General features: G+C 62.6%; 13 protein-coding genes and 1 pseudogene. 7 read left to right on the top strand and 7 right to left on the bottom strand.

Annotated elements, in window-relative coordinates:
• The 3 genes from VCB98_RS10770 to VCB98_RS10760 form a co-directional block, all read left to right on the top strand.
• On the top strand, positions 1-1106 hold a 1106-nt coding region (locus VCB98_RS10770; RefSeq protein ID WP_346052445.1), incomplete at its 5' end, for a dihydrolipoyl dehydrogenase.
• Positions 1107-1335: 229 nt separating this feature from the next.
• A complete protein-coding gene (locus VCB98_RS10765) occupies positions 1336-2661 on the top strand; it encodes a metallophosphoesterase family protein (RefSeq protein WP_346051798.1) in 1326 nt (441 codons plus the stop codon).
• The gene (locus VCB98_RS10760; RefSeq protein WP_346051800.1) at positions 2658-5903 is read left to right on the top strand and encodes a hypothetical protein; all 3246 of its coding nucleotides are present in this window, start codon (positions 2658-2660) and stop codon (positions 5901-5903) included. The genes VCB98_RS10765 and VCB98_RS10760 overlap by 4 nt, the downstream gene beginning before the upstream one ends.
• A gap of 50 nt (positions 5904-5953) precedes the next feature.
• On the opposite strand, the gene VCB98_RS10755 is transcribed toward VCB98_RS10760, so the two are convergent.
• Positions 5954-6424 carry a cupin domain-containing protein gene (locus VCB98_RS10755; RefSeq protein ID WP_346051802.1) on the bottom strand — a complete coding sequence of 157 codons (471 nt, stop codon included), beginning with the start codon at positions 6422-6424 and terminating at the stop codon, positions 5954-5956.
• A 264-nt stretch (positions 6425-6688) separates the two neighbouring features.
• On the opposite strand from VCB98_RS10755, the pseudogene VCB98_RS10750 reads away from it, so the two are divergent.
• Positions 6689-8199, top strand: a pseudogene (locus VCB98_RS10750) (GGDEF domain-containing protein).
• A gap of 19 nt (positions 8200-8218) precedes the next feature.
• Here VCB98_RS10750 and VCB98_RS10740 read toward each other — a convergent pair.
• The 4 genes from VCB98_RS10740 to VCB98_RS10725 form a co-directional block, all read right to left on the bottom strand.
• Positions 8219-8536, bottom strand: a complete 318-nt coding sequence (locus tag VCB98_RS10740; protein WP_346051804.1) for a hypothetical protein — start codon at positions 8534-8536, stop codon at positions 8219-8221.
• Positions 8537-8587: 51 nt separating this feature from the next.
• A complete protein-coding gene (locus VCB98_RS10735) occupies positions 8588-8839 on the bottom strand; it encodes a hypothetical protein (protein WP_346051806.1) in 252 nt (83 codons plus the stop codon).
• A gap of 27 nt (positions 8840-8866) precedes the next feature.
• On the bottom strand, positions 8867-11014 hold the full coding sequence (locus VCB98_RS10730; RefSeq protein ID WP_346051808.1) for an IgaA/UmoB family intracellular growth attenuator: 2148 nt from the start codon (positions 11012-11014) through the stop codon (positions 8867-8869).
• A 94-nt stretch (positions 11015-11108) separates the two neighbouring features.
• Entirely contained in the window at positions 11109-13145 is a 2037-nt protein-coding gene (locus tag VCB98_RS10725) for a tetratricopeptide repeat-containing diguanylate cyclase (RefSeq protein WP_346051810.1), read from the bottom strand.
• Positions 13146-13426: 281 nt separating this feature from the next.
• Between VCB98_RS10725 and VCB98_RS10720 the strand changes: the two genes are divergently transcribed.
• Both VCB98_RS10720 and VCB98_RS10715 read left to right on the top strand, forming a co-directional pair.
• The gene (locus VCB98_RS10720) at positions 13427-14392 is read left to right on the top strand and encodes an ATP-binding cassette domain-containing protein (RefSeq protein WP_346051812.1); all 966 of its coding nucleotides are present in this window, start codon (positions 13427-13429) and stop codon (positions 14390-14392) included.
• Complete coding sequence (locus tag VCB98_RS10715; protein ID WP_374729204.1) at positions 14385-15182, top strand: ABC transporter permease; 798 nt, start codon at positions 14385-14387, stop codon at positions 15180-15182. The genes VCB98_RS10720 and VCB98_RS10715 overlap by 8 nt, the downstream gene beginning before the upstream one ends.
• 39 nt (positions 15183-15221) lie before the next feature.
• Here VCB98_RS10715 and VCB98_RS10710 read toward each other — a convergent pair whose 3' ends face one another.
• Both VCB98_RS10710 and VCB98_RS10705 read right to left on the bottom strand, forming a co-directional pair.
• Positions 15222-16349: a GGDEF domain-containing protein gene (locus VCB98_RS10710; protein ID WP_346051814.1), complete on the bottom strand. Its 1128-nt coding sequence runs from the start codon at positions 16347-16349 to the stop codon at positions 15222-15224.
• Between the two features lie 114 nt (positions 16350-16463).
• Positions 16464-18743, bottom strand: coding sequence for a cyclic nucleotide-binding domain-containing protein (locus VCB98_RS10705; RefSeq protein WP_346051816.1), 2280 nt, complete (start codon positions 18741-18743; stop codon positions 16464-16466).
• Between the two features lie 149 nt (positions 18744-18892).
• On the opposite strand from VCB98_RS10705, the gene VCB98_RS10700 reads away from it, so the two are divergent.
• Complete coding sequence (locus VCB98_RS10700; protein ID WP_346051818.1) at positions 18893-21730, top strand: AMP-binding protein; 2838 nt, start codon at positions 18893-18895, stop codon at positions 21728-21730.
• The last annotated feature ends 21 nt before the right edge of the window (positions 21731-21751 follow it).

The following is a 21751-nucleotide window of genomic DNA, read 5'->3' as shown; positions in this document are numbered from 1 at the left end:
CGGGTTATGCGCGATTCGAGGACGCCAACACCCTGGTGGTGGGTGACCACACTCGGGTTCAGGCTCAGAGAGTCGTCATTGCGACTGGCTCCTCGCCCAATGTGCCCGGTTTGCTGGAAGGGGCGGGGGATCGCCTGATCGTCAATGACGATGTGTTCGAGTGGGGCACCATCCCGGATTCGGTGGCCGTCTTCGGCCCCGGTGTAATCGGCCTGGAGCTGGGTCAGGCCCTCTCCCGCCTGGGTGCGCGTGTGCGCATGTTTGGTGTGGGTGGTGGTGTGGGGCCGATTCAGGACCCGGAGATTCGCAAGATTGCCCTGGAAACATTCAACGAGGAGTTTCCCCTGGATCCGGATACCAAGGTGGAGTCCGTGTCCCGTGAGGGTGATTCGGTGGTGATCCAGTTCCGGGACGAGCAGGGGGAGCTGCTCACCGAGCACTTTGATTATCTTCTCGCCACGACCGGGCGCCGTCCCAATGTGTCCGGCCTGGGTCTCGAGAACACCGGCCTGAAACTGGATGAGCGTGGCATGCCCGCCCATGACAATCTGACCATGCAATGCGGCAACAGCCCGATCTTCATTGCCGGTGACGCCAACAATGATCGCCCCCTGCTGCATGAGGCCTCGGATGAGGGGCGGATTGCCGGTCGCAATGCCGCCCACTTCCCGGACGTGGTCCGGGGTGATCGCCGTACGCCGCTGGCAGTGGTGTTTACCTCGCCGCAGATTGCCACCGCCGGGCTGACCATCCAGCAGGTGGATGAGCGCTGCCGGAGTTGTTTCGAGGTGGGCTCTTTGAATTTCGACAACCAGGGTCGCAGCCGTGTGATGGGCGTCAACCGGGGCCTGATACGGGTCTATGGCGAGCAGGGGACGGGGCGTTTTTTGGGCGCGGAGATGTTCGGCCCGGCGGCCGAGCACATCGGCCATCTGCTGGCCTGGTGTGCCCAGAAGGAGATGACCGTCAGCGAGATGCTTGAGATGCCCTATTACCACCCGGTGATCGAAGAGGGTCTGAGAACCGCATTGCGGGATCTCAACGCCAAGCTCCACATTGGCCAGGCCATTGTCGATCAGTGCATGGAGTGTGGCCCCGGCGCCTGAGGTCTCGGGCTTTTTTACTGATCTACGACAATCCCTGTCGCTGACAGCGTTTAAACTGCTTCCTAGAATGCCACGCCGCCGAACGGCGCCATGCACGGTTGCTGCATGGCCCGTTCGCTTCAATGGGGTGGACTGATTACACTGAGGCCCGAATTGCCGGGAGGCCGCATTTTTCCATGCGGCGCCTGGCTGTCGTTCTGGCCTGCGTGTGAGTGACAGGGAGTTTGGCATGAGTCTTCGATTGCTGGCGGTGGGGGATATGCATCTGGGGCGGCGGCCGTCGCGCCTGCCTGCGCCGTTGGCAGAACACGGTGATGCCCTGGGACCGGCCGGGGCCTGGCAGCGGACGGTGGAGGCCGCCATTGAGGCCACGGTCGATGCCGTGGTGTTGGCCGGGGATGTGATCGAGAAGCCCGAGGACTTCTTCGAAGGGTACGGTGAGCTGGCGCGTGGCGTTGCCCGGCTGACCGAGGCCGGGATCCACGTGCTGGGGGTGGTGGGCAACCATGATGTGAAGGTGCTGCCGCGCCTGGCGGATCAGATTCCCGCCTTCGAGCTCCTGGGCCGCGATGGGCAATGGCAGTCGGCCGCCATCGAGGCCAGTGGCGAGCGGCTGACGCTCTGGGGCTGGTCCTTTCCCCGTGAGGTGGTGCGTTTTAGTCCGCTTGAGGGGCAGCGCTTTGAGCGCGGGCCGGGGGTGAACCTGGGCCTGCTGCACTGTGACCGGGACCAGAGTGGCAGCCGCCATGCACCGGTGCGCTCGGCGGAGCTGGCCGATGCCGGCCTGGATGGCTGGCTGCTGGGGCATATCCACAAGCCGGACTCGCTAACCGCGCCCAACCCCTCCGGCTATCTCGGTTCTCTCACGGGCATGGACCCGGGCGAGCATGGCGCCCGCGGGCCCTGGTTGTTGACCATTGAGGGTGGCCGTGTCGAATCGATGGAGCAGTGGCGGCTGGCCCCGCTTCGCTGGGAGCGGGTGGATCTGGATCTGACCGGCCTCGAGGAAGCAGAGCAGGTGCAGGATCGCCTCTTGCAGGAGGTCCGGGCCCTGGATGAGGACTGGGCCGAGCGTGACAGGCCGCTGGAGGCGGTGGGTATTCGTCTGCGGCTGGTGGGCCGCAGCAACCTGGCCGAGGCCGCGGCCGAGGCGCTGGGCCCGGCGCTTCACGAGGCGCTGTTTCGCGGAGCGCGGGGCACGCATTATTTCCTGGAAAAGCTTCTGGTTGAGGCTCTGCCCGAGATTCCTCTGGATCAGCTGGCCGAGGCCAACCACCCGGCCGGTCTGCTGGCCAGGCGGTTGCGGCTGCTGGATGGGCCCGCGGATGACAGTGCGCGGCAGCGTCTGATCGAGGAGGGCCGCCGTCGGCTGCAGGCACGGCTGGGCGAGTCTCGCTGGCAGGCCCTGGCTGATGGGGGCCTGGGTACTGACGGCATGGGTGCTGACAGCATCGGCCGTGACTCCCTGGACGAGCAGGTGGTGGTGGATTACCTGCGCCGGGCCGGGACCCGGATGCTGGAACGGATGCTGGCAAGCAGGGGGGATCTGGGATGAGGCTCAAGGGTCTGACGATTACGTCCCTGCCCGGCATTCAGGGCGATTTTCATCTCAAGGACATTGCTCCCGGGGTCAACCTGGTCACGGGGCCCAATGCCATCGGCAAGAGCAGCCTGATTCGGGCACTGCGCTATCTGGTGGCCGAGCCCGCGGCGTCCGACCCCAAGGCCCTGGTGCTGTCAGCAGAATTCGAGAATGGCGAGCGGCGTCGTGTGAGCCGCACGGGCAGTCAGCAGCAGTGGGAAGTGGACGGACGCCCGGTTGAGGCACCTCCCTTGCCGGAGGCCGATGCCCTGAGCTGTTACTGGCTGAAGATGGAAGACCTGCTTGAGAAGACGGCCAGCGATGAGCGGCTGGTTGTACAGCTCAAGCGTGATCTGGCCCAGGGCTTTGATCTGCCGGCGCTGAGGGGCGGGCCGTTTGAGATTGGCCCACGGGCGGGGCAATCGGAAAACAGGGATCTGCGCGACAGCGAGAAGAAGCTGCGCGACGTCGAGGCCGAATATCAGAGCTATCGCGATGCCGAACGGCGCCTGCCGGCGTTGGAAGAAGAGATTGCCTCGGCGAAAGAGGCGGGGCGACGTGCCGATCGCCTGAACAAGGCCCTGGCCTTGCTGGAAATCCGCAAGGAGCGCGCCGGGATCGAGGCGGGGCTTGAAACGGATTTTCCGGCCGGCATGGATCGCCTGCGCGGGGATGAGATCAAGCGCCTGGAGCAGTGCCTTGACCGACGGGTGGAGGCTGAACGGCAGCTCGCGATTGCCCATCGGGAGCGTGACGATGCCCGGCAAGGCCTGCAGGCCACCGGCCTGGCCGAGCGCCGTCCGCAGGTCGCCGAGCTGCGGGCACAAAGGGACCGGCTGGGCGAGGCCCAGCGCCTGGACCAGCAGTTGGCGGACAAGCGTGCCGCCGTGGCCAAGGCGAAGGCCGCCGAGGCCGAAGCCCTGGAGCGCCTGGGCGGACAGTCGGAGGCCCCGACGCTGACGACTGAGGCGGTCAGCGAGGCCGAGGAGTTTGCGCACCGGCTGGACAAGGAGCGGCGCCGGCAAACGGAACTGAAGGCCAGGCTGGATGCGGTTCCCCGTGAGGAGCCGAGCAACGCTGGGCGCCTGCCATTGCTCCTGGCCGCCTTGGGCGGGCTACTGGCGGCAGGCGCGGCACTGGTCGCCGAGGCCTGGGTGGCGTTGGTTGGTGGTCTGCTGGCTTTGGCGGGGGCGGCCTGGAGTGCGCTGACCCGGCAGCGGGGCGGGACGACATCGGCCCGTGAACAGGTAGCAAAGGAAGATTTGAGGGAGCTTGAGCAAACCCTCAGGCAACTGGAGTCCGAGCGTGCCGCGCTGGCGAAGCGCCTGGGCTTTGACCCGGCCCTGACGGCTCAGGGCATTGACCACTTTGTGCGCTTTGTCTCTGCTTACCATCAGGCGGTAGTCGCGCGCCGCGAGCTGGAAGGCGAGGTGGGCAAGCTCGAACAGGCGCGGGATTCAGCGGCCGGGGCCGTGGTCGCGTTTCTGCGTGTCTGGGGGATTGAGTCCGACACGGTACTGGCGGATCTCAAGGCCAGGCTGGATGAGCTGGAGCAGCGTCAGAGCGAGGCGGAAAAGGCCGAGCAGTTAGTGGCGCAACTGGATAAGGATATCGAGCGCCTGGAACAGGATATCGACGAACGCCGCTCCCAGGAGGCTGAGCTCTACCGCGAGGCCGGCCTGGAGCCCGGGGACCGCCGTGGCCTGGAGGCGCGTATTGAGCGGTGGGATGCCTGGAAGGCTCAGCGCGAACGACTGCTTGATGCGAGGGGCCGCGAGAATGAGCGCCGCTCGGCCCTGGGCGGCGAGGAGGAGTTGCTGGCGCAGGTCGAGGCCGACGAGCACGAGTGGCTGGAAGACAAGCGCGCCGAGGCCGAGGAAGAAGCCGCCGACCTGGCAGCGCTGCAGGATGAGCGCACGACGATCCGGCGTGATCTTGAGAGGGCGGGTACCGATCACAAGCTCGCCTCGGCATTGGCGGATGTGGATGCGGCCCGCTCGGCCTTGGAAGACCGCCTGGATGAAGTGCTGTTCGCCGAGGCCGGGCAGTTTCTTCTGGATGAAGTGGAAGCCGAACATCGCAAGGAAAGCGAGCCGGAGACCCTGGCCGATGCCCGCGAGCGCTTCCGGCGCTTCACCCATCAGGATTGGGACATCGAGCTGGATGATGAGGCCGGGCTGGTCGCCCTGGATTGTCGCCAGCAGGCCCGCCGTGGACTGGACGCATTGTCCACGGGCACCCGCATGCAACTGTTGCTGGCCATGCGCCTGGCCTGGCTGCGCCAGCAGGAGCAGGGGCGGGCCTCGCTGCCGCTGTTTCTGGATGAGGCCCTGACCACCAGTGACGAGGCGCGTTTTGCCGTGGTGGCCAAGAGTCTGGAGCAGTTGGCGGCGGAGGAGGGCCGGCAGGTCTTCTATCTCAGCGCCCGTCGCCACGAGCTGGCGCTGTGGGAGCGGGCCACCGGTCAGCGGCCCCATCATATTGACCTTGCCCGGGTGCGGGCCTGGCGGACTGATGCCGAGGCGGCCGATTTCGAGTTGCCGGAAGCCGAGTCCCTGCCCGAACCCGGCCAGGATCGTCCGGAAGACTACGCGGCCCGGCTGGGTGTCCCCGCCGCCGACCCGCGCCAGCCGACCGGCAGTCTGCCCTTGTTCTACCTATTGCGCGATGACCTGGTTTTGCTCCATCGCCTGATGGATACCTGGCGGGTGACGAGCCTGGGCCAGCTGGAAGGCCTGTTGGCAATCGATGCGGCCAACAGCGCCATCCCGGAAGCGGCCATGCGCGAGCGACTGGCCGGGCGCTGTGCCGCCGCCCGTGCCTGGATCGCGGCCTGGCAGCGCGGCCGTGGCCGGCCGGTGGATCGCCCGGCGCTGGAGGAATCCGGTGCGGTATCGGATGCCTTCATTGATCGGGTCAGTGAACTGGCCGAATCGCTGCAGGGCGATGGCGAGGCCCTGGTGGCCGCGCTGCGAGACGGGGAAGTGCCGCGCTTTCGCCGCAACTGCGCACAGGACTTGGAGGAATGGCTCAGCGAGCACGGCTACATCGATCCCGAGGAGCCCCTGGATCGGGATGCCCGCCAGCGCGAAACCCTGGCCCGCGTCGCCAAACAGGCACAGCCCGAGGACATCGAGCAGCTCCTGCAATGGCTGGAAGCGGCGCCAACGGTCCGCCAGGCCGACCAGACTCCCGCCAGGCAGGCGGCGTCCTAGGCCCAAAAGGGCGTGTGCGGCCGCCGCCTGCTGGCAATGGGCTCAGCCTGTCAGTCTTCAACCGGGTGCGCGTCCACGGGATCCTCGAAAGCGATAAAGAGCAGACAGCTTTCCTCGGAGACGCAGTGGGCCGTGTGCGGGAGCCCGGCGGGGCCATAGGCATAGGTCCCAGGATGGAGAGTGACCGGGTCCTGGCCGTCATAATCCACGCTCATTTCCCCGGCCACGAGCACCATGCGCTCGGCACTGCTGTGCCAGTGATGGTCGGCCGTGCTGTTCCCCGGCAAGCGAAAGAGCACATCCGCATTGGCTGCGGTGGGATCGCCCTGCAGTACCGCAATGCCGCAGCCCTCAGGCATCCACTCCGGGCAGGGGCCCCACTCCAGTTCGTCTGAGTCGAGGGTCCAGATAAAGGCCTTTTCTTCGGCGAAGGCGGCGGGCGCGGCCATCAGCATCGTGAATGCGATGGCGGTGACAAGGCCGGGCGTTATTGGGCTTTGGCTGTCTTTTGATTTGCGCATGTATGAATCCTTTTCCCTATTGGGTGTTGTGCTTGCCATGTCATGAACCGGCTCCCGGACCCACTCAAAAAGGAGCAGGCAGTACAGATTCGGGACATTAGGGCAATACGGGATTGGGCAGTTTTTACTGCCATCCAGGATTGAACCCCTTTCGGTTCAATGAGCACGTCGCCGCTCATCTCAGTAAACTTACTTGCAGCAAGACTCCCAGCGACTACCATTTCTTTAATAAGGAGTATCCCGGCTGATTTATAATGAGGTGTCATGAAGCCCACGGAATCGACAATCGGGGCAGCCTTGTTGGAGGCAACTACCGCGAAGAAGCATCGCCTTAGGCGAATTGCTCGCATGGCGGCAGCAATGTTTCTCTTTGGTGCCTTTGCCAGTGCGCTAGGCGCTATTCTGCTTGCGGAGTCCGCTGAGGACCGAATGCTTCGGCTTGGCTTTGCCCTTGCCGCATGCGTGGTTGCAGCGCTGCTCGTCGTCCTTCCATGGGAGCGGGGGCGGCTCAAATATTTCGCCCTCGTGGTGCCGGTTGCCTTTCTCTTCATCTACTTCTACGAGTTGCTGGTTGGTTTTAGCCCTTATACCTATCCGCTGACATTTGTTTTCGTTTATGTCTGGGTGGGCCTGGTCCTCCCGCGCTGGGCACCGCTGGCCTTGTTTCCCTTGATGGTTCTCACCTATGTAGCGCCGAAGCTGGATGATATTGCCGCGCTGCAGGCCGGTGTGGTCGCATTGCCGACCTGTCTTCTGGTGGGTGAAGGCATCAGCTTTGCAATGAATCTTCTGCGTGGTTATCAGGATGAGTTCCGTCAACAGGCAGAGATTTTCCGCCGGGTTGCCCTGGCAGCCAGAAGGATCAATTCCCTCGATAGCCAGGATGTGATGGATGAAATTGTTGAAGCTTGCCGTGAGTTGGGTTTCGATGCGGCCAGCATGATTCGGCTGCAGTCCGGTGGGCAAGAGGTGAAGGTAACCAGCCTTAGTGGTATGCCGGAATCCATCCTGGAGGCGAGTCTCAGCCTGGACCGGGGAATTGCCCGAAGGGTGCTGAACAAAGGGCATGGGGTCAGCTGGTATCGAGATCAGATCGAACAGGAAGGCTGCCCCTTGTTACAGGAATCCGACTTCGGTGCTGTCCATGCCGAACCGGTATTCATCGGGGACGATGTAGCTGCCATTCTGTTTGTCGGCAGGCTGAATTCATCAGCTGTCTCGGTTGAGGGACGGGCCGCGCTTGAGACCCTCGCTTTGGAGGCAGGCGCGGCCCTTTCCAATGCCGAACACTATACTCTCGAGCGTCTTCAAGCCCTGGAATATCGGAATCAGTCAGAGCGGGACCCGCTCACGGGGCTGGCAAATCGTCGGCTTGCGGATACCGTCTTGCCACAGGTCGCGCCGGATGATGCGGTGTTGCTCATCGATCTGGATCATTTCAAATGGGTCAATGACAGTTTTGGGCATGATGGGGGCGATAAGGTGCTGATCAGCCTGGCGGAATTCCTCCGGGCAGAATTACGTGAAGGGGATATCCCTTTCAGGGTCGGGGCGAGGAATTCATGATCCTCATGCCAAGGGCTGCTTCTCATGCCCGGCAGATTGCAGATCGATTGCTGGAACGATGGCGGGAGCAGCAGCCGGTGACCACCTTCAGCATGGGTTTGGCCGTGCATCGACCCGAGGCCAACCCAACGGAGACCTTCAAGCGTGCTGATGAAGCGCTTTACGCAGCCAAGCGTGGTGGCCGCAATCGTCTTTCCGAAGCCTTGTGATGGCCCCCGGTAATCAGGCCTAACGGTAGGGACGGAACCATTTGGGCTGCTGAGGGCGAAGACCCATGGCTGCCAGGGCCAGAAAGAGCAGGCCGAGCAGGATCACGACAATTCCCCAGACATCGGTTTCTTCCCGCAAGCCGAGGATGCCGGTGTAGATCATGAGAACGCCTATGCCGGAACTGACCAGAACCAGCAGTGCAACCAGTGGCAGGGGAATTGGTTCATGCCTCACCGAGCCATTGCTGCGCATGGCATAGCCCTTCTCCGCCCGGCATTTGGGGCAGTGGACGCTACCATCCTCGATTTCGGTGTTGCAGTACGGGCACTGTTCCATGGCGGGGATTGTCCCAAGGTGTGGCCTGGCTGTCCAATCACTGGCTGGTGGCTAGGGTCGCCACCAGCTGTCTTTGTGACGTCCAGCCTGGCGCAGGGATTCCAGACCAAACTCCAGCACCCCGGCAACCACCAGCACAGCCACCAGGGCGAAAACCAGTGGATGGTCGCGATTGAAGACGTCTAGCCAATCCAGTAACAGCAATAGACCAAGGCCGATCACTGCGGTCGCAATCAAGACAATGAACACCACACGCAGGCGGCGAACAGTCTGTTCCCTGATTCTGAACATGTCCAGAGACATTGGAAACTCCCTTTCGCTTGGGGAAACTTAGAAACGCGGATTCTGATTCCCTTGTTCTGTCAGTTGTTGGCCTCGACGCCTTGCCGCTCGCAGCTTGATGGCAAACAGCGGTACGTGGATCAGCAATAACAGCAAGCCGAGGCTCAGCCACGTACTGCGCATCAGTGCCGGCCAGCTCTCGTCCAGTGACCGCGAGGCATCAATCTGTAAGTGAACGGCGCCGCTAGCGTCTTCGCCGAGACGGGTCACCATGCCCTCCAGGCGGAAGGGCTGGGCCTCGGATCTCTGAGTGAGTTTCAGCAGTTCGTTCCAGCGAATAAGCTCACGACGACTGTGCTGCACGGAGGGCAGTTCCGCCTCGCCGCCGTTCGTCACTTCTAGAAGTATCCCACCCCGCTGGCGGTCGAGAATGGATTCGGCCAGGACTTCCCGGTAATCCAGGATGGCGTGGTTACTGATATCTCGCCCGTGGAGGTAGAACCGCTCCAGGTTATCGCGAAGCATGAGCCCCCGAACCTCGTCACCGTCAGCGGTCTGAAATAGATCGTGGACCCCATCCCAGCTTTCCGGTGCCTCCTCCATGTCGAGGATCATGTCGGAGAGCAGCAGTCGCCGGGTATCCTGGCACCGGCGCGAGAACAAATTGCCACGATCCTCTCGCTCTGCATCTGAGCAAGCCTGTTCCACCAGATTCACGGCGTGGCCAGGGTTGGAGATGACCCGGATTTCCCGCCGCCCATGGCCGCCGACCAGCATTTGCTCAACACCGGACAGTTCGCGGACATCGAGAAAATCACCCTGTGCAAGCATGCGCAGGTGGTCGGGCAGGGCGTCGGGTTCATTGGGCAGTAATTCCCCGTCCCAGCGAATCCGGGAGCAGTCGATAAGTCCTGCCACCTGATTGCTACTGGGCGTCTCCACCTGGCAATGGGCTTGCCCGGACAGTGACACCAGATCGCCCTGTCGCGGTGGGTTTTCGGCCAGTGACTGGCTGTCATGATACTCCCGTATTTCGTGGCCGCTGATGACATGCTGGGCGAGGACCATGTCACCGATGGGGCCGGGGGAATTGAGGAGCATGGTGACGACAGCACCCAAGGCTACCAGTGTCAGGCTCAGGTGCTTGCCCCAGTAGTGGGGTCGGGACTGGATCATTTCCGCATCAATGCTGAAGTCGTGATTGAGGCGGACAGCGGAGCGATCCATGACCCGGATATCGGCCTCCACCGTACGGCCCACCAGGCCACCAAGCTTGTGAAACCAATGCGGGGGCACCGAGAAGGGCAGGCGATCCCCGAGGGCGGGCTGTCCCTGGTCGGGGCCGCCATTGGGGGCCGGCACCATGAAGATATCCAGTGGACCGGAGACCCGGTTGACGCGGGCGGGCATGCCCGGTCGATAGGGTCGCCAGAACAGCCACAGCCCCAGCAATGCCAGGATCCCGGCTGCGGTGACCCAGATCTGGCGGGCGATTTCTCCGGCTACTCCGGCGGCGATGGCCAGGGCGATGAAGCTGCCGATCCAGGCCATGCTGGAGAGAAAACCGATCCCGCGGCCTTCCCGATCCTCGGTTTCAGCGGGCGTCTCCAGGCGCTGGTCCAGGATGCGGATATCCTGACGAGGACTGCCATCCTCAACGGGGCCGTCATTGCCGAAAACGCACTTTAGCGCGCCTCGTACCCCGGCTTCCCACTGGTCTTCCTGGGCCTCCCGGCGCTGCTGACGTTCCTTGCCCCCCTGCAGGTCGAACTCGCCATTAAGGGAAATCACTACGGCGTAGCGACCCGAAAATGCGACTTCCGCCTCGTTGTATTCCTTCAGGAAAAGGGCAGCGTCATAGGGCAGGATGACTTCCACGCCACCGATCTGATCGTGCCAGGTGGTGTGGCCGCCCGTATCCAGGCCGTGGCGCTCGAAAGGTCCGCTGAGCCGATAAACTTCGTTGCCATCGAGCTCCAGGGTTCGGTCTGAGCGGGTCGGGTCGATGAGCTGGCCCCGCAGCGCGTCCAGCTCACGACTGTCCAGTTGGCGCAGGCTGGGCAGCTCTTCCCGCGTCTGCTTGGCGGTGCGCTGGGCACGACGGAGCCTGCGCTGGTAGCCGACAACGCTGTAAGCGGATACAAAGACAATGATCAGGACCAGCGCGATCTGGACCAGGAACATGAAGTCGTTCAATGGAATTCCCCCTTCCTGCTTCGGAACCTTGTTGGTTCTCTATGACTGACGCAGCCGAACTATACGCCAGTCACAGGGGAGGTCCAAGCCGCTTTCAGGACGGCGGTGACTGTCTTGGCGGACCCTTGACGGTAGTATGATCCACAAGCCCCTGATCCACGGCGTTCGCCAGGTCATTGCTGAGGGCGTCGCGTATCTCCTCGAAGGGGCGGTTGACGCCAAGGATGCCTATGGCACGGTTACGTCCGTGGGTCTTGCCGAGGTAGAGGGCCATGTCGGCAATGTTGAGCGCCTTTTCCCAGTTTATTTCCTGTTCGGGGATGCCGGCGAATGGGAGCTGGATAAAGCCGCCTGTGGCGGTGACCGTTAGCATCGCGCCATGAACTTCGATGGGGTCCTTGCCAATGGCTTCCAGTACACGAGCAACGTAGTCCGGCAAGGCTGCAGGGTCCATGTTTCGCAGGAACATCAGGATTTCCTCGCCCCCCCAACGAATGACCATATCGGAGCTTCGGGAAATCGCCTTGAGGCGACCGGCCAATTCCCGCAGGACCACATCGCCGCCGGAATGACCATATTGGTCATTGATTCGCTTGAAGAAATCCACATCCAGGAGTAGGAGGGCATCAGGGTGAAGCTGAGCGCGTCGCTCCTTCCCGCCGTCGCCACGCTGCTGCATTTCCTTCTGGAAGGATCGTCGATTCAGAAGGCCGGTCAGGGTGTCGTGCACGGACTGGTATTCCAGCTGCTTGTTGGCGACCGTCAGGCGCAGGTTGGCTCGTCGGGCAGCGCGGTAGGCCTGCCAGAGGAGGATCAGGCTCATGATCACAACAATGACGAAAAGGATGGTAATGCGCTGCTGCAGGCGACTGTTCTCGATGACCCGCTCCTGAAGCTCATTGCGTTCTTCAAGTAGCTCGATCTGTGTGGCCTGCTCACGGGTCTCGTAGCGGGTCTGTAGCTCACTCAGGCTCTGGTCTCGTTCTGCCTGAAAAACCCTGCTTTTCAATTCCCGCTGTTTCTTCAGGGTTTCGATGGTTTCTTCCATTAAACCTGCTTCATTGTAGGCTTCTGCCATGTAGCCCAAGAGATCGGCCATATTGGCATCACTGTAGAATTCGGCCAATCGGCTGTGGGCGGCTTCCATTTCCTCAATGGCGTCATCGACCTCGCCCAGCATGATGGCCAGATAAGCCAGGTTGAATTCCAGCAGGGGGCGTGTGTGTTCGTCCTCCAGATCGATTGCCATGGCGAGTGCCCGTTGCAGGGTTTCGCGGGCATCCTCGAAGTTTTCCATTTGAATCTGGGCAGAACCGATATTGTTGAGGCTGGTGACGATGATGTCTGGCCGTTCCAGCTCTTCTGCCCAGTCAATGGCTTCCTCGTGGGCCTGAATGGAGGCTTCCTTGTCCTCCATCTGGGCAAATATGTAGCCCTTGAGCAGGAAAAACTCCGGGAGGTAGATTCGGTAGTCGAGATCCTGGGTCTCTCTGATACCACGCCGTACCATCCGCAACGCCTGATCATAATTTCTTAATTCAGCCTGCATCTGGGCAATGCTGTAGTTGAGGAACTGGCGTCTTATCTGGGTGCGCTCATCATCCGTTTCCTGCACCGCATCATAGGCTGCCAGGAAGTGGGAAAGAGCGTCTTCGTACTGACTGTGAGCGCGCAGCAGGCGCCCGGAGAGGTTATGCGCATAGTAGCGCACCCGTGGAGAATGGACTTCAGGCAGAATCCTTTCGAGCAATGGGATCTGGGTCATGGCTTCATCATTGTCATCGAGGCGCCACATCACGTCCGCTCGAAAGGCAAGGGCCTCTGCAATTACATCGGGGTGGCCGTCATCCTCCGCCAGACTCACAAGCTCCCGGCTCTCTTGCCTGGCCGCGTCTTCATCTTCCTGGCTAAGAAAGTCCAGCATGTAATAACCACGGGCACGGACGCGCGTGGCCGTGGGTGTTTCCCCGTCCAGCTCTTCGATGACAGCCGCCAACAAGGCAGCCCGTTCGTCCGCAGGCTGTTCAAACAGGGTGATGTAGTCATCAAGCTTGGATTCCAGGGCCGGATCCATCTCGGGCGGAGCCGACAGCGCGGGGGCGGCGAGCAGACCAAGAGACAGGAACAACACGGAGAGATTCCGCGTTATGGTAAGAAGCCTGATTGAGCCTTGGCAGGACAAGAGCGCCGCCTCCTTCAGTGGGGTCGGGCTTGAGCTTACAAGAGAAAACACCATCCACGCAGCCAGTTGACCCTTGGACTTATGGCGAGTGGTAGGAAAATCGGGACCGATGGTGCCTTCACGCCCCTCGAGAGCGTTATTTAGGCCAGACTGATGCTGGATGTGATCTCGGTGCCCATCGAGTAGTCTTGGTGGTTTGGGTGGCAAACGGACGACTATGAGGTCTTCAAATGGATGCCATTGTCGCGGAAGCGGTAAGCAAACGATTCGGCGAAACTCAGGCTCTGGATCAGGTGAGTTTATCGCTGAGACCGGGTACGGTGCTGGGCCTGCTGGGTCCCAACGGGGCCGGCAAGACCACCATGGTGCGAATTCTGGCCACCCTTCTGCTGCCGGATTCTGGCCGGATCATGGTGGATGGCCATGACCTCCTTCGCAATCCACAAGCGGTACGGCGGGTCATCGGGCTGACAGGACAGTATGCCTCGGTGGATGACAAGCTGACCGGGATGGAAAACCTGATTCTGATCGCCCGCTTGCTGGGGCAATCGCGATCACAGGCCCGGACCAGGGCCAGGGAATTGTTGCGGGATTTCAGTTTGGAAGAGGCCGCGGGGCGCGCGGTTCAGACCTATTCAGGGGGTATGCGTCGCCGACTGGATTTGGCGGCAAGTCTGGTGGGGAATCCCCGGATACTGTACCTGGATGAGCCCACCACCGGCCTGGATCCCCGGGCCCGCAAGCAGCTGTGGCAGCGACTCCGAGGCATGGTCGCTGCCGGGATGACGGTCTTGTTGACCACCCAGTATCTGGAAGAGGCCGATGCCCTGGCCGATGACATCGTGGTCATCGACCGGGGACGGGTGATTGCGAAGGGAACGCCTGACGCACTCAAGGAGCAGGTGGGTGGGCAGATTCTGAGACTGCGACCACGGGATCCGCTGCAGCTGGCCGAAATCGCTGAGGCGGTGGCGGCGCTGATCGGGGAAATGCCGGATGTTGACGGGCGCACTGTCTCCTGTCCGGTGTCGGATCCTGCCTTGCTGACGCAGGTGGTCAGGCGCCTCGATGAGCAGGGGCTGGCCTTGCAGGATTTTTCCCTGCGTGGTGCCAGCCTGGATGACGTTTTCCTCAAGCTTACCGGCCACCGGGCGGAAAGTGGAGAAACGGCAGAGGAGGGCGATCAGGGTGCCTGATTCCAATCACCGTTTTTTCGATGGCCTGAACCAGACCCTGACGCTGGCTTGGCGGACACTGGTTCAGATTCGGCACAACCCCTGGGAGTTGGGTGATTTCAGCATCCAGCCCGTACTCTTTCTGTTGCTGTTTCTCTATGTCTTCGGCGGCGCCATCGCCGGCTCCACGGAGGCGTATCTGCAATTCATTCTACCCGGTGTGATCGTGATGAACATGGTCTTCGTGACGGTCTATGTGGGGCACGGCCTGAACATGGATCTGACCCGAGGCGTATTCGATCGCCTTCGTGCCCTGCCCATTGCCCGTTGGGCACCACTGGCGGGCAGGATTACCGCGGACCTGGTGAAGCAGGCCTGGTCCATTCTGCTCCTGCTGGCAATCGGCTTCCTGCTTGGCTATCGTCTGGAGGGTACGGTAATGGGGCTGCTGGGTATGTCATTGCTGCTGCTGACCTTTGCCCTTGCATTTTCCTGGGTAATGGTCTGGATTGGCGTGATTGCCCGGGACCCGGAGCATGTCCAGTTATTTGGTTTTACCGCGCTGTTTCCAGTGACCTTTGTGAGCAATGTATTCGTCCCGACTGAGTCCATGCCCCCCTGGCTACAGGTCGTAGTTGAGCTGAATCCCGTGTCCTTGTTGGCTGAAGCATCCCGAGGGTTGCTCAATGGAGAGGCGTTTCTGCAACCGGCATTATGGTCCATGGCATGGGCCCTGGGTATCGGGTTGGTTTTTGCACCGTTAGCCTTGCGGGCCCTGGAGCGTCGTCTGGCATCAGGTAGTTCTCCTTGAAGTGATGGTTTCGGGATGTCACTTACTGGAAAATCTTGCTCATCCGCACTCGGTGCGGTTGCGGCCGTTGCGTTTCGCCTCATATAAAGCCTTGTCGGCGCGAGTGACCACGGCCTCGGCATCCTCGGTGCCTTCATTGATGGCCAGCCCCAGGCTGATTGTCAGGGACAGCCGTCCTGCACTGGTCTTGAAGTCCTGATTTCCCACCACCTGACGAACCTTCTCGGCGACGAGGTAAGCGGGTTCCTTGTCCGTATTCTGAAGAAGTATCAGGAACTCCTCGCCCCCCCAGCGGGACACGCGGTCCTCAGCCCGCACGGATGCACTGAGACGATGGGCCAGTTCCACCAACACTTCGTCGCCCACATCATGGCCGTGGCTGTCATTCACCTGTTTGAAATAGTCCAGGTCGGCCATGATCACGGCATAGCGTTGATGATGTCGGCGGGATAGGGCATGGGCAGCGGCCAGTTCCTGATCCATGGCGCGGCGATTGAGCAGACCGGTGAGGGGGTCTGTCAGGGCACTCTGGCGTAGCTGTTGTGCAGCGATGAAGTTCTGCACGTAACCATTGTAAAGAAGCTCGGCAAGGATGCAGGCCACGACCACCATGACGGCCGGGTAAATCAGATTGACGGCGGCCGCAATCAGGTCGACGCCGTTGTGGCTGAGTAGCAGCGGCAGCGCCAGCAGGGGCAGGCCATAGATGACCGGGATATCTCTCAACCCCCGGGTGGCGGCCACTGACATGGCGCCAATGGTCATGATCAAGCCCTGGGCAGTGTATTGCACGGGGGCGCCGTCATAGACCTTCTCATTGGCAAAAATGCCCACCATCATGAACATCATGGCAAAGGCGAGGAGCAAGAGCATCGGCCGGGGCCAGTCACCCAGCGGAAAGCGCCAGCGCAGGACCAGGATGACTAGGGCGGGGATCAGGACCGGCAATCGCCACAGCGCATTCCGCAGGCCGATGCGGTGGTGGTCTTCGTAGAGCAGGAACTCGATAAGTTGGAAGGCGGGCAGAATGAAGAGGACCGCCACCGCCGCCACCACACCAATACGCCGGGCCAGTTGACGCTGGTAGTTTCGGAAATCACTTTCCCAGGCCGTTGGGATGGACGGAAAGAGCAGGTCCAGAATGTGCTGGACGCGCGGGCCTGGCATTGCATACCCCCTTTGCCGGTGGCAGGTGGTCGCGGCTGATGGCCTCCCTGCCTGGGCTAATTTGTCGGGGCGGTCCGCTGCTCCTTTCTCACAAACAAATCATAGCGCAAGTGGTTACTGGACCGCGACTCGGCAGATTGTTGCCACGCCCAGGGCATCGATAATGCCTCGCGCATAGTCGTATCCGTGCTGTTCGATGCCGGCCAGATCGCGAAAGCCCAAGGTAGTGGCATCGGCCAGGGGCGGGGTGAAGCGGATATCGGCGTCGGCAAGGGTCCGGTCGGCAGCCTGGTGGCTGGCGGCAAGCACGGAATCCATGAGTATTTCCATCATGCCGGGCACACCCCGTTGCTTGCGATACTGCTTGCCCCGCAGGAGACTGACCCAGGGAGAGGGGAAGTCGTCACGTGTGGCAGACACGCCCCGAGGCGCACGCACATCGCTGGTGAGCAGTCGGGCCACCCGGGGTCGCAGCAGGTCACCGGGCAGGTTGTTCAGGACGCCGCCGTCCACGTGGATCTCGCCGTTGTTGATTACCGGTGTCACCAGACCGGGTATGGCGCCTGTAGCCCGCACGGCACGCCACAGGGAGCCGCTTTCATGCACGGTCAGCTGCTGCCGGGAGATATTGGTGGAGACGCAGCAGAAGGGGCGCCAGAGATCCTCGATCAGCAGATCGCCATAGGTCTTGCGGCTGACGTAATCCAGCCGCTTGCTGCGGAGCAGACTGAACGCGGGCAAGGTGTACTCCCGCCAGGGATTGGATTGGACGAAGGCCCATTCTGCCTGGGCCAGGATGTCCGCCGGGGCCATACCTCGGGCGTATAGGGCGCCCACCACCCCACCCATGCTGGTGCCGGCAACCAGGTCCACCGGTACGCCCGCCTCCTCCAGGGCCCGGATGACGCCGATATGGGCAATGCCCCGGGCGCCGCCCCCGCTCAGGGCCAGGCCAATGGACCGGCCGGTCAGGCGGCGCGCCAGACTGGCCATCTGCCGCGGACAACCGCTTCGCAGGTGGTGGTGAGTATCCACCGAGCGGGGCTCCAGCCAGCGGTCGGAATGATGGGGCAGGGTGGTTTCCTGGGCATGTAGCAGAACCAGGTGGACCCGTGGCGCCACGCCGGACTGGCGGCGGGCCGAGAGCTCCTGATAGAGCAGGGTTTCCAGACCCTTTGGCTCCGGGTCGTCTTCGCTGTCCGCCAGTACCAGAATCTCATCGGCCCGCTCCAGACAACGTTGCGTCCAGGCGCTGGGCTGCTCACCCGCGTCACAGGGGTCGGTCAGATAGAACACCAGTTCATGGCGGGACTCCTGCTGCTCCAGCCACAGACCAAGACCGGTATGGGCCGGATCGCCGGGACCGGCGTGGGCCAGCGTTTCCCGGCCCAGGCGGCGGCCAATCTCGCCTGGATCCAGTAGCAGGCTGTCACCGTGGCTTCTCAAGGCCTTCTGCAGTTGCAGCAGGAATACCTTGGGCGCGGCCAGACGACCGGCCCGGATCACGCAGACGGCCCTTGGGGCAGCCGTTTGATTGCCGTTTCCCTGTTGGGCCCGGTCCAGTCTTTCCACCACCAGGCGGCCTACAGACAGCGCCAGCTGGGGGTGGCGTCGGCTGAGATGATCGAAATCCACCCGGGTCAGACGGACCAGGGTGCTGGCATGGGTTGCCACCACGCGAGCGGAGCGAGGCTGGTCACGCAGTACCGCCATTTCACCCACCATCTCGCCCGCGGTAACCGTGGCGATGGCCTGCAATCCACCGTCCTGATTGCTGCCAAGAATGCGTAGCTGGCCGCTGACCAGGATATAGAGGCTGTCGCCCGGTGCCCCCTGGTCGAAGAGCATTTCGCCGGGCTCAAGCTGCTGCCATTTCAGACGGTCTTCCAGGGCGCGCCAGGTTTCATCTTCCAGGGTGCCGAAATAACGGCGGATCAGTTTGCCGATCTGATTGTGCCGCATGCGTCGCAGCACTTCTGCTTCCAGGGCGGCCCTGAGCGGAGGATGCTTTGCCACGGCTTCATCGAAGGTGCCGGCCGGCAGGCGGGCCAGCAGCGTGGTGCCCACGGCTCTGACCGTGGCGCTGCGAAAACCACCCACCAGCAGGGCCATCTCGCCAACGGGTTCCCCCGGCATGACGCGGCCGACCCGGCGGGCCGCCTCAAAATCATCGCTCTCGCTCTTGGGGGCCAGCACATGCAAGGCGCCCGACAGCACCACATACATGGCATCGGCGCTGTCGCCGGCCTGAAACAGATCCTGGCCATCGGCAAGCCGGACTTCCCCCATTCGACCGGCCAGCGACTCCACCACCGCCCCTTCAATGTCGGCGAAGATGGTGGAGGTTCGCAGAGTCTCACTGATTCGGCGTTTGCCGATGTTGCCGTGGTCCATACCCTTTCCAATGTCCTAACTCCCTGAGTTGTCACAGTATAGTCGTAAGTTGCTGTTCCGTCCGCCTGATGCCAATGGCCCCGAATACGCTTGACCGGGACCGGGGGGCAGGCGGACCATGAACTCTGGGAGGGCCACGGAGGCCGCGTATGACGGATCGAAGCGAGGAACTGGAAGCCGGGTTGCTCACGCTTGTGGTCGAGGTGATCAGCGAACTCCACCCGGGCCGTCCCGTACCCGAGCTGGACAGGGACACCGACCTGGAAGCCGAAGCCGGACTGGACAGTCTGGGGCGGGTTGAGTTGATGCTGCGCGTGGAAAAACGCTTTGGTGTCAGCGTCCCGGACGAGGAGGCGGTCGGGGCGAAAACACCCGCTGATCTGATTCGGGCCCTGCAGGAGCGTGGCGCCAAACCGGTTGCCGTGAGCACCGAGCCCGAAGCACGGGAGTCAGCGCCAACGGCAGCCGCTGCCGAGCCGAAGCAGGCCGGGACCCTGCCCGAGGTTCTGGATTGGCATGCGAACCGTGCCGGAGAGCGCCGCTGTCTGACCCTGTTCGATGACAGTGGCCAGGGGCCGGGCCTTGACCATGAGGCCTTGCGTCGGGGCGCGGCGGAAGTGGCAGCCGGCCTGCGCGAGCGTGGTATCGGCCCGGACGACACCGTGGCACTGATGTTGCCCACCGGTCTGGATTTCTTCTTCGCCTTTCATGGCGTGATGTGGGCCGGGGCGGTACCGGTTCCCTTGTATCCGCCGGTACGGGCCAGTCAATTGGAAGACCATCTTCGCCGTATCGGCGGTGTCCTGGAAAACGCCGGGACCCGTTGCTTTATCGCTTCCAGGGAAACGGTTCGGGCAGGGCAATTGTTGCGGGGGCTGGCAGCGGCACTGGATCATGTGGTGACCGTCCCGGCTCTTCGACGGGGGGTAGCCCCTGCGGACCGGGTACCGCGCAAGTCTGATGACCTGGCCTTCCTCCAGTACACCTCCGGTACCACCGGCCAGCCCAAGGGCGTGATGCTGACCCACGGCAACCTGCTTGCCAATATCCGCAGCATGGGGCAGGTGGTCGAGGCGAGTTCCGACGACCATTTCGTCAGCTGGCTGCCCCTCTATCACGACATGGGCCTGATCGGCGCCTGCCTGGGCACCTTGTACTACAGCATCCCCCTGACCCTGATGTCGCCGCTTCAGTTCATGGCGCGGCCACAGCGCTGGCTATGGGCCATACACCGTCATCGGGCCACCCTGTCAGCCGCCCCGAACTTTGCCTACGATCTTTGCGCCCGGCGCCTGGCGGACGAGGACGTTGAGGGCCTGGACCTGTCCAGCTGGCGAGTTGCCTTCAATGGGGCCGAGCCGGTCAGCCCCGGGACCCTCGAAAGCTTCTGCGAGCGTTTCGGGCCCCATGGATTTTCCCGCCGGACCATGAGCCCGGTCTATGGTCTGGCCGAGTCCTCGGTGGGGCTGAGTTTTCCGCCCCTGGACCGGGGACCCTGGGTGGATCGGGTCAAGCGGGATACCTTTGAGCGCCGGGGCAAGGCGGTGCCGGCCAATTCAGATGACCCCCACCCGCGACTGTTTGTGGCCTGCGGCAAGGCCCTGCCCGGGCATGAGCTTCGAGTGGTGGATGACAAGGGCAAGCCGGTGGCGGATCGTGTCCAGGGTCGGCTGGAGTTCCGTGGGCCTTCCTGTACTCGCGGCTATTTCCAGAACCCGGCGGCGAGCGAGAAGCTTTTCAGTGACGATGGCTGGCTGGATTCCGGTGATCTGGCCTATCTGGACCGGGGGGAGCTGTTTCTCACCGGGCGGGTCAAGGACCTGATCATCCGGGGCGGCCGCAACTATTACCCCTATGAGATCGAACAGGCGGTCTCGCAGATTCCGGGGATTCGCAGCAACAATGTCGCGGTGTTTGCCAGCCCCGACCCCGACACCGGAACCGAACGGCTGGTGGTGGTGGCCGAGACCCGGGAAACGGCACAGGAGCGACTGAAGGAACTGGAGCAGGCGGTCCGGGATGCCAGTCTGGAGTTGCTGGAGACGCCACCGGAAGTCATCAGCCTGGTGCCGCCCCAGTCGGTACCCAAGACCTCCAGCGGCAAGATCCGGCGGCCGGCCTGTCGGGCACTGTTTGAACAGGGCCGCCTGGGACAACGGCACCGTCTGGGGGCTCAGTTGTTACGCCTGCTGGGGCGTGGGCTGCCGCAACTGATGCGTCGCGGTGCGCGCCGGGTCGGGCGAGGGTTGTTCAACCTCTGGCTGTGGCTGCTGGTGCTGATCTTTGCCTTGCCCCTCGCCGTGATCATGACCCTGCTGCCAGGTCGTCGTCTCCGGGCGGCGGTATCCCGTTTTGGCGCCGGGATGCTGGGGCTGTTGAGCGGGGCCGGGCCGGTGGTGAGCGGCCGTGAGAATCTACCGGACGGCCCCTGCGTGGTGGTCTGCAACCACGCCAGTTATCTGGACGGTTTCGGCCTGCGGGCTGCATTGCCCGGTTCACTGGTATTCGTGGTCAAGCGTGAAATCGTGCGCAATCCACCCTTGTGGTGGTTGTTGCGCCGGGCGGGTGCAACACCTGTGGAGCGTTTTGATTATCGTCGCAGTCTTGCCGACCTGGAGCAGGCCATGGCACGGATGGCATCGGGTGAGCGCCTGATGTTCTTCCCGGAAGGTACCCTGACCCGGGCGCCCGGACTGCAGGCCTTTCGGGTAGGCGCTTTCATGGCCGCGGTGCGCAAGGGGGTGCCGGTGGTACCGGTCAGCATCCGCGGCTCTCGTGACATGCTTCGAGGTTTCAGTTTTTTCGTGCGCCCCGGCCGTGTGTCGGTGACCGTGGGTAAGCCCATTCATCCTGACGGGGATGACTGGGACGCTGCGCTGAAATTGCGTGACCAGGCTCGGGATTGGATTCTCGAGCACTGCGGTGAACCCGATCTGGGTACCCACACCAGCAGCCTGATGGACCTGCGAAAGAATATTGGCCTCTGATGGCAGCTTTTCGGAGTGGCC

This window comes from Natronospira elongata (assembly GCF_034931365.1).
In the GTDB taxonomy this organism is placed as follows: Bacteria; Pseudomonadota; Gammaproteobacteria; order Natronospirales; family Natronospiraceae; genus Natronospira; species Natronospira elongata.
This window is presented reverse-complemented; position numbering and strand designations above follow the sequence as displayed.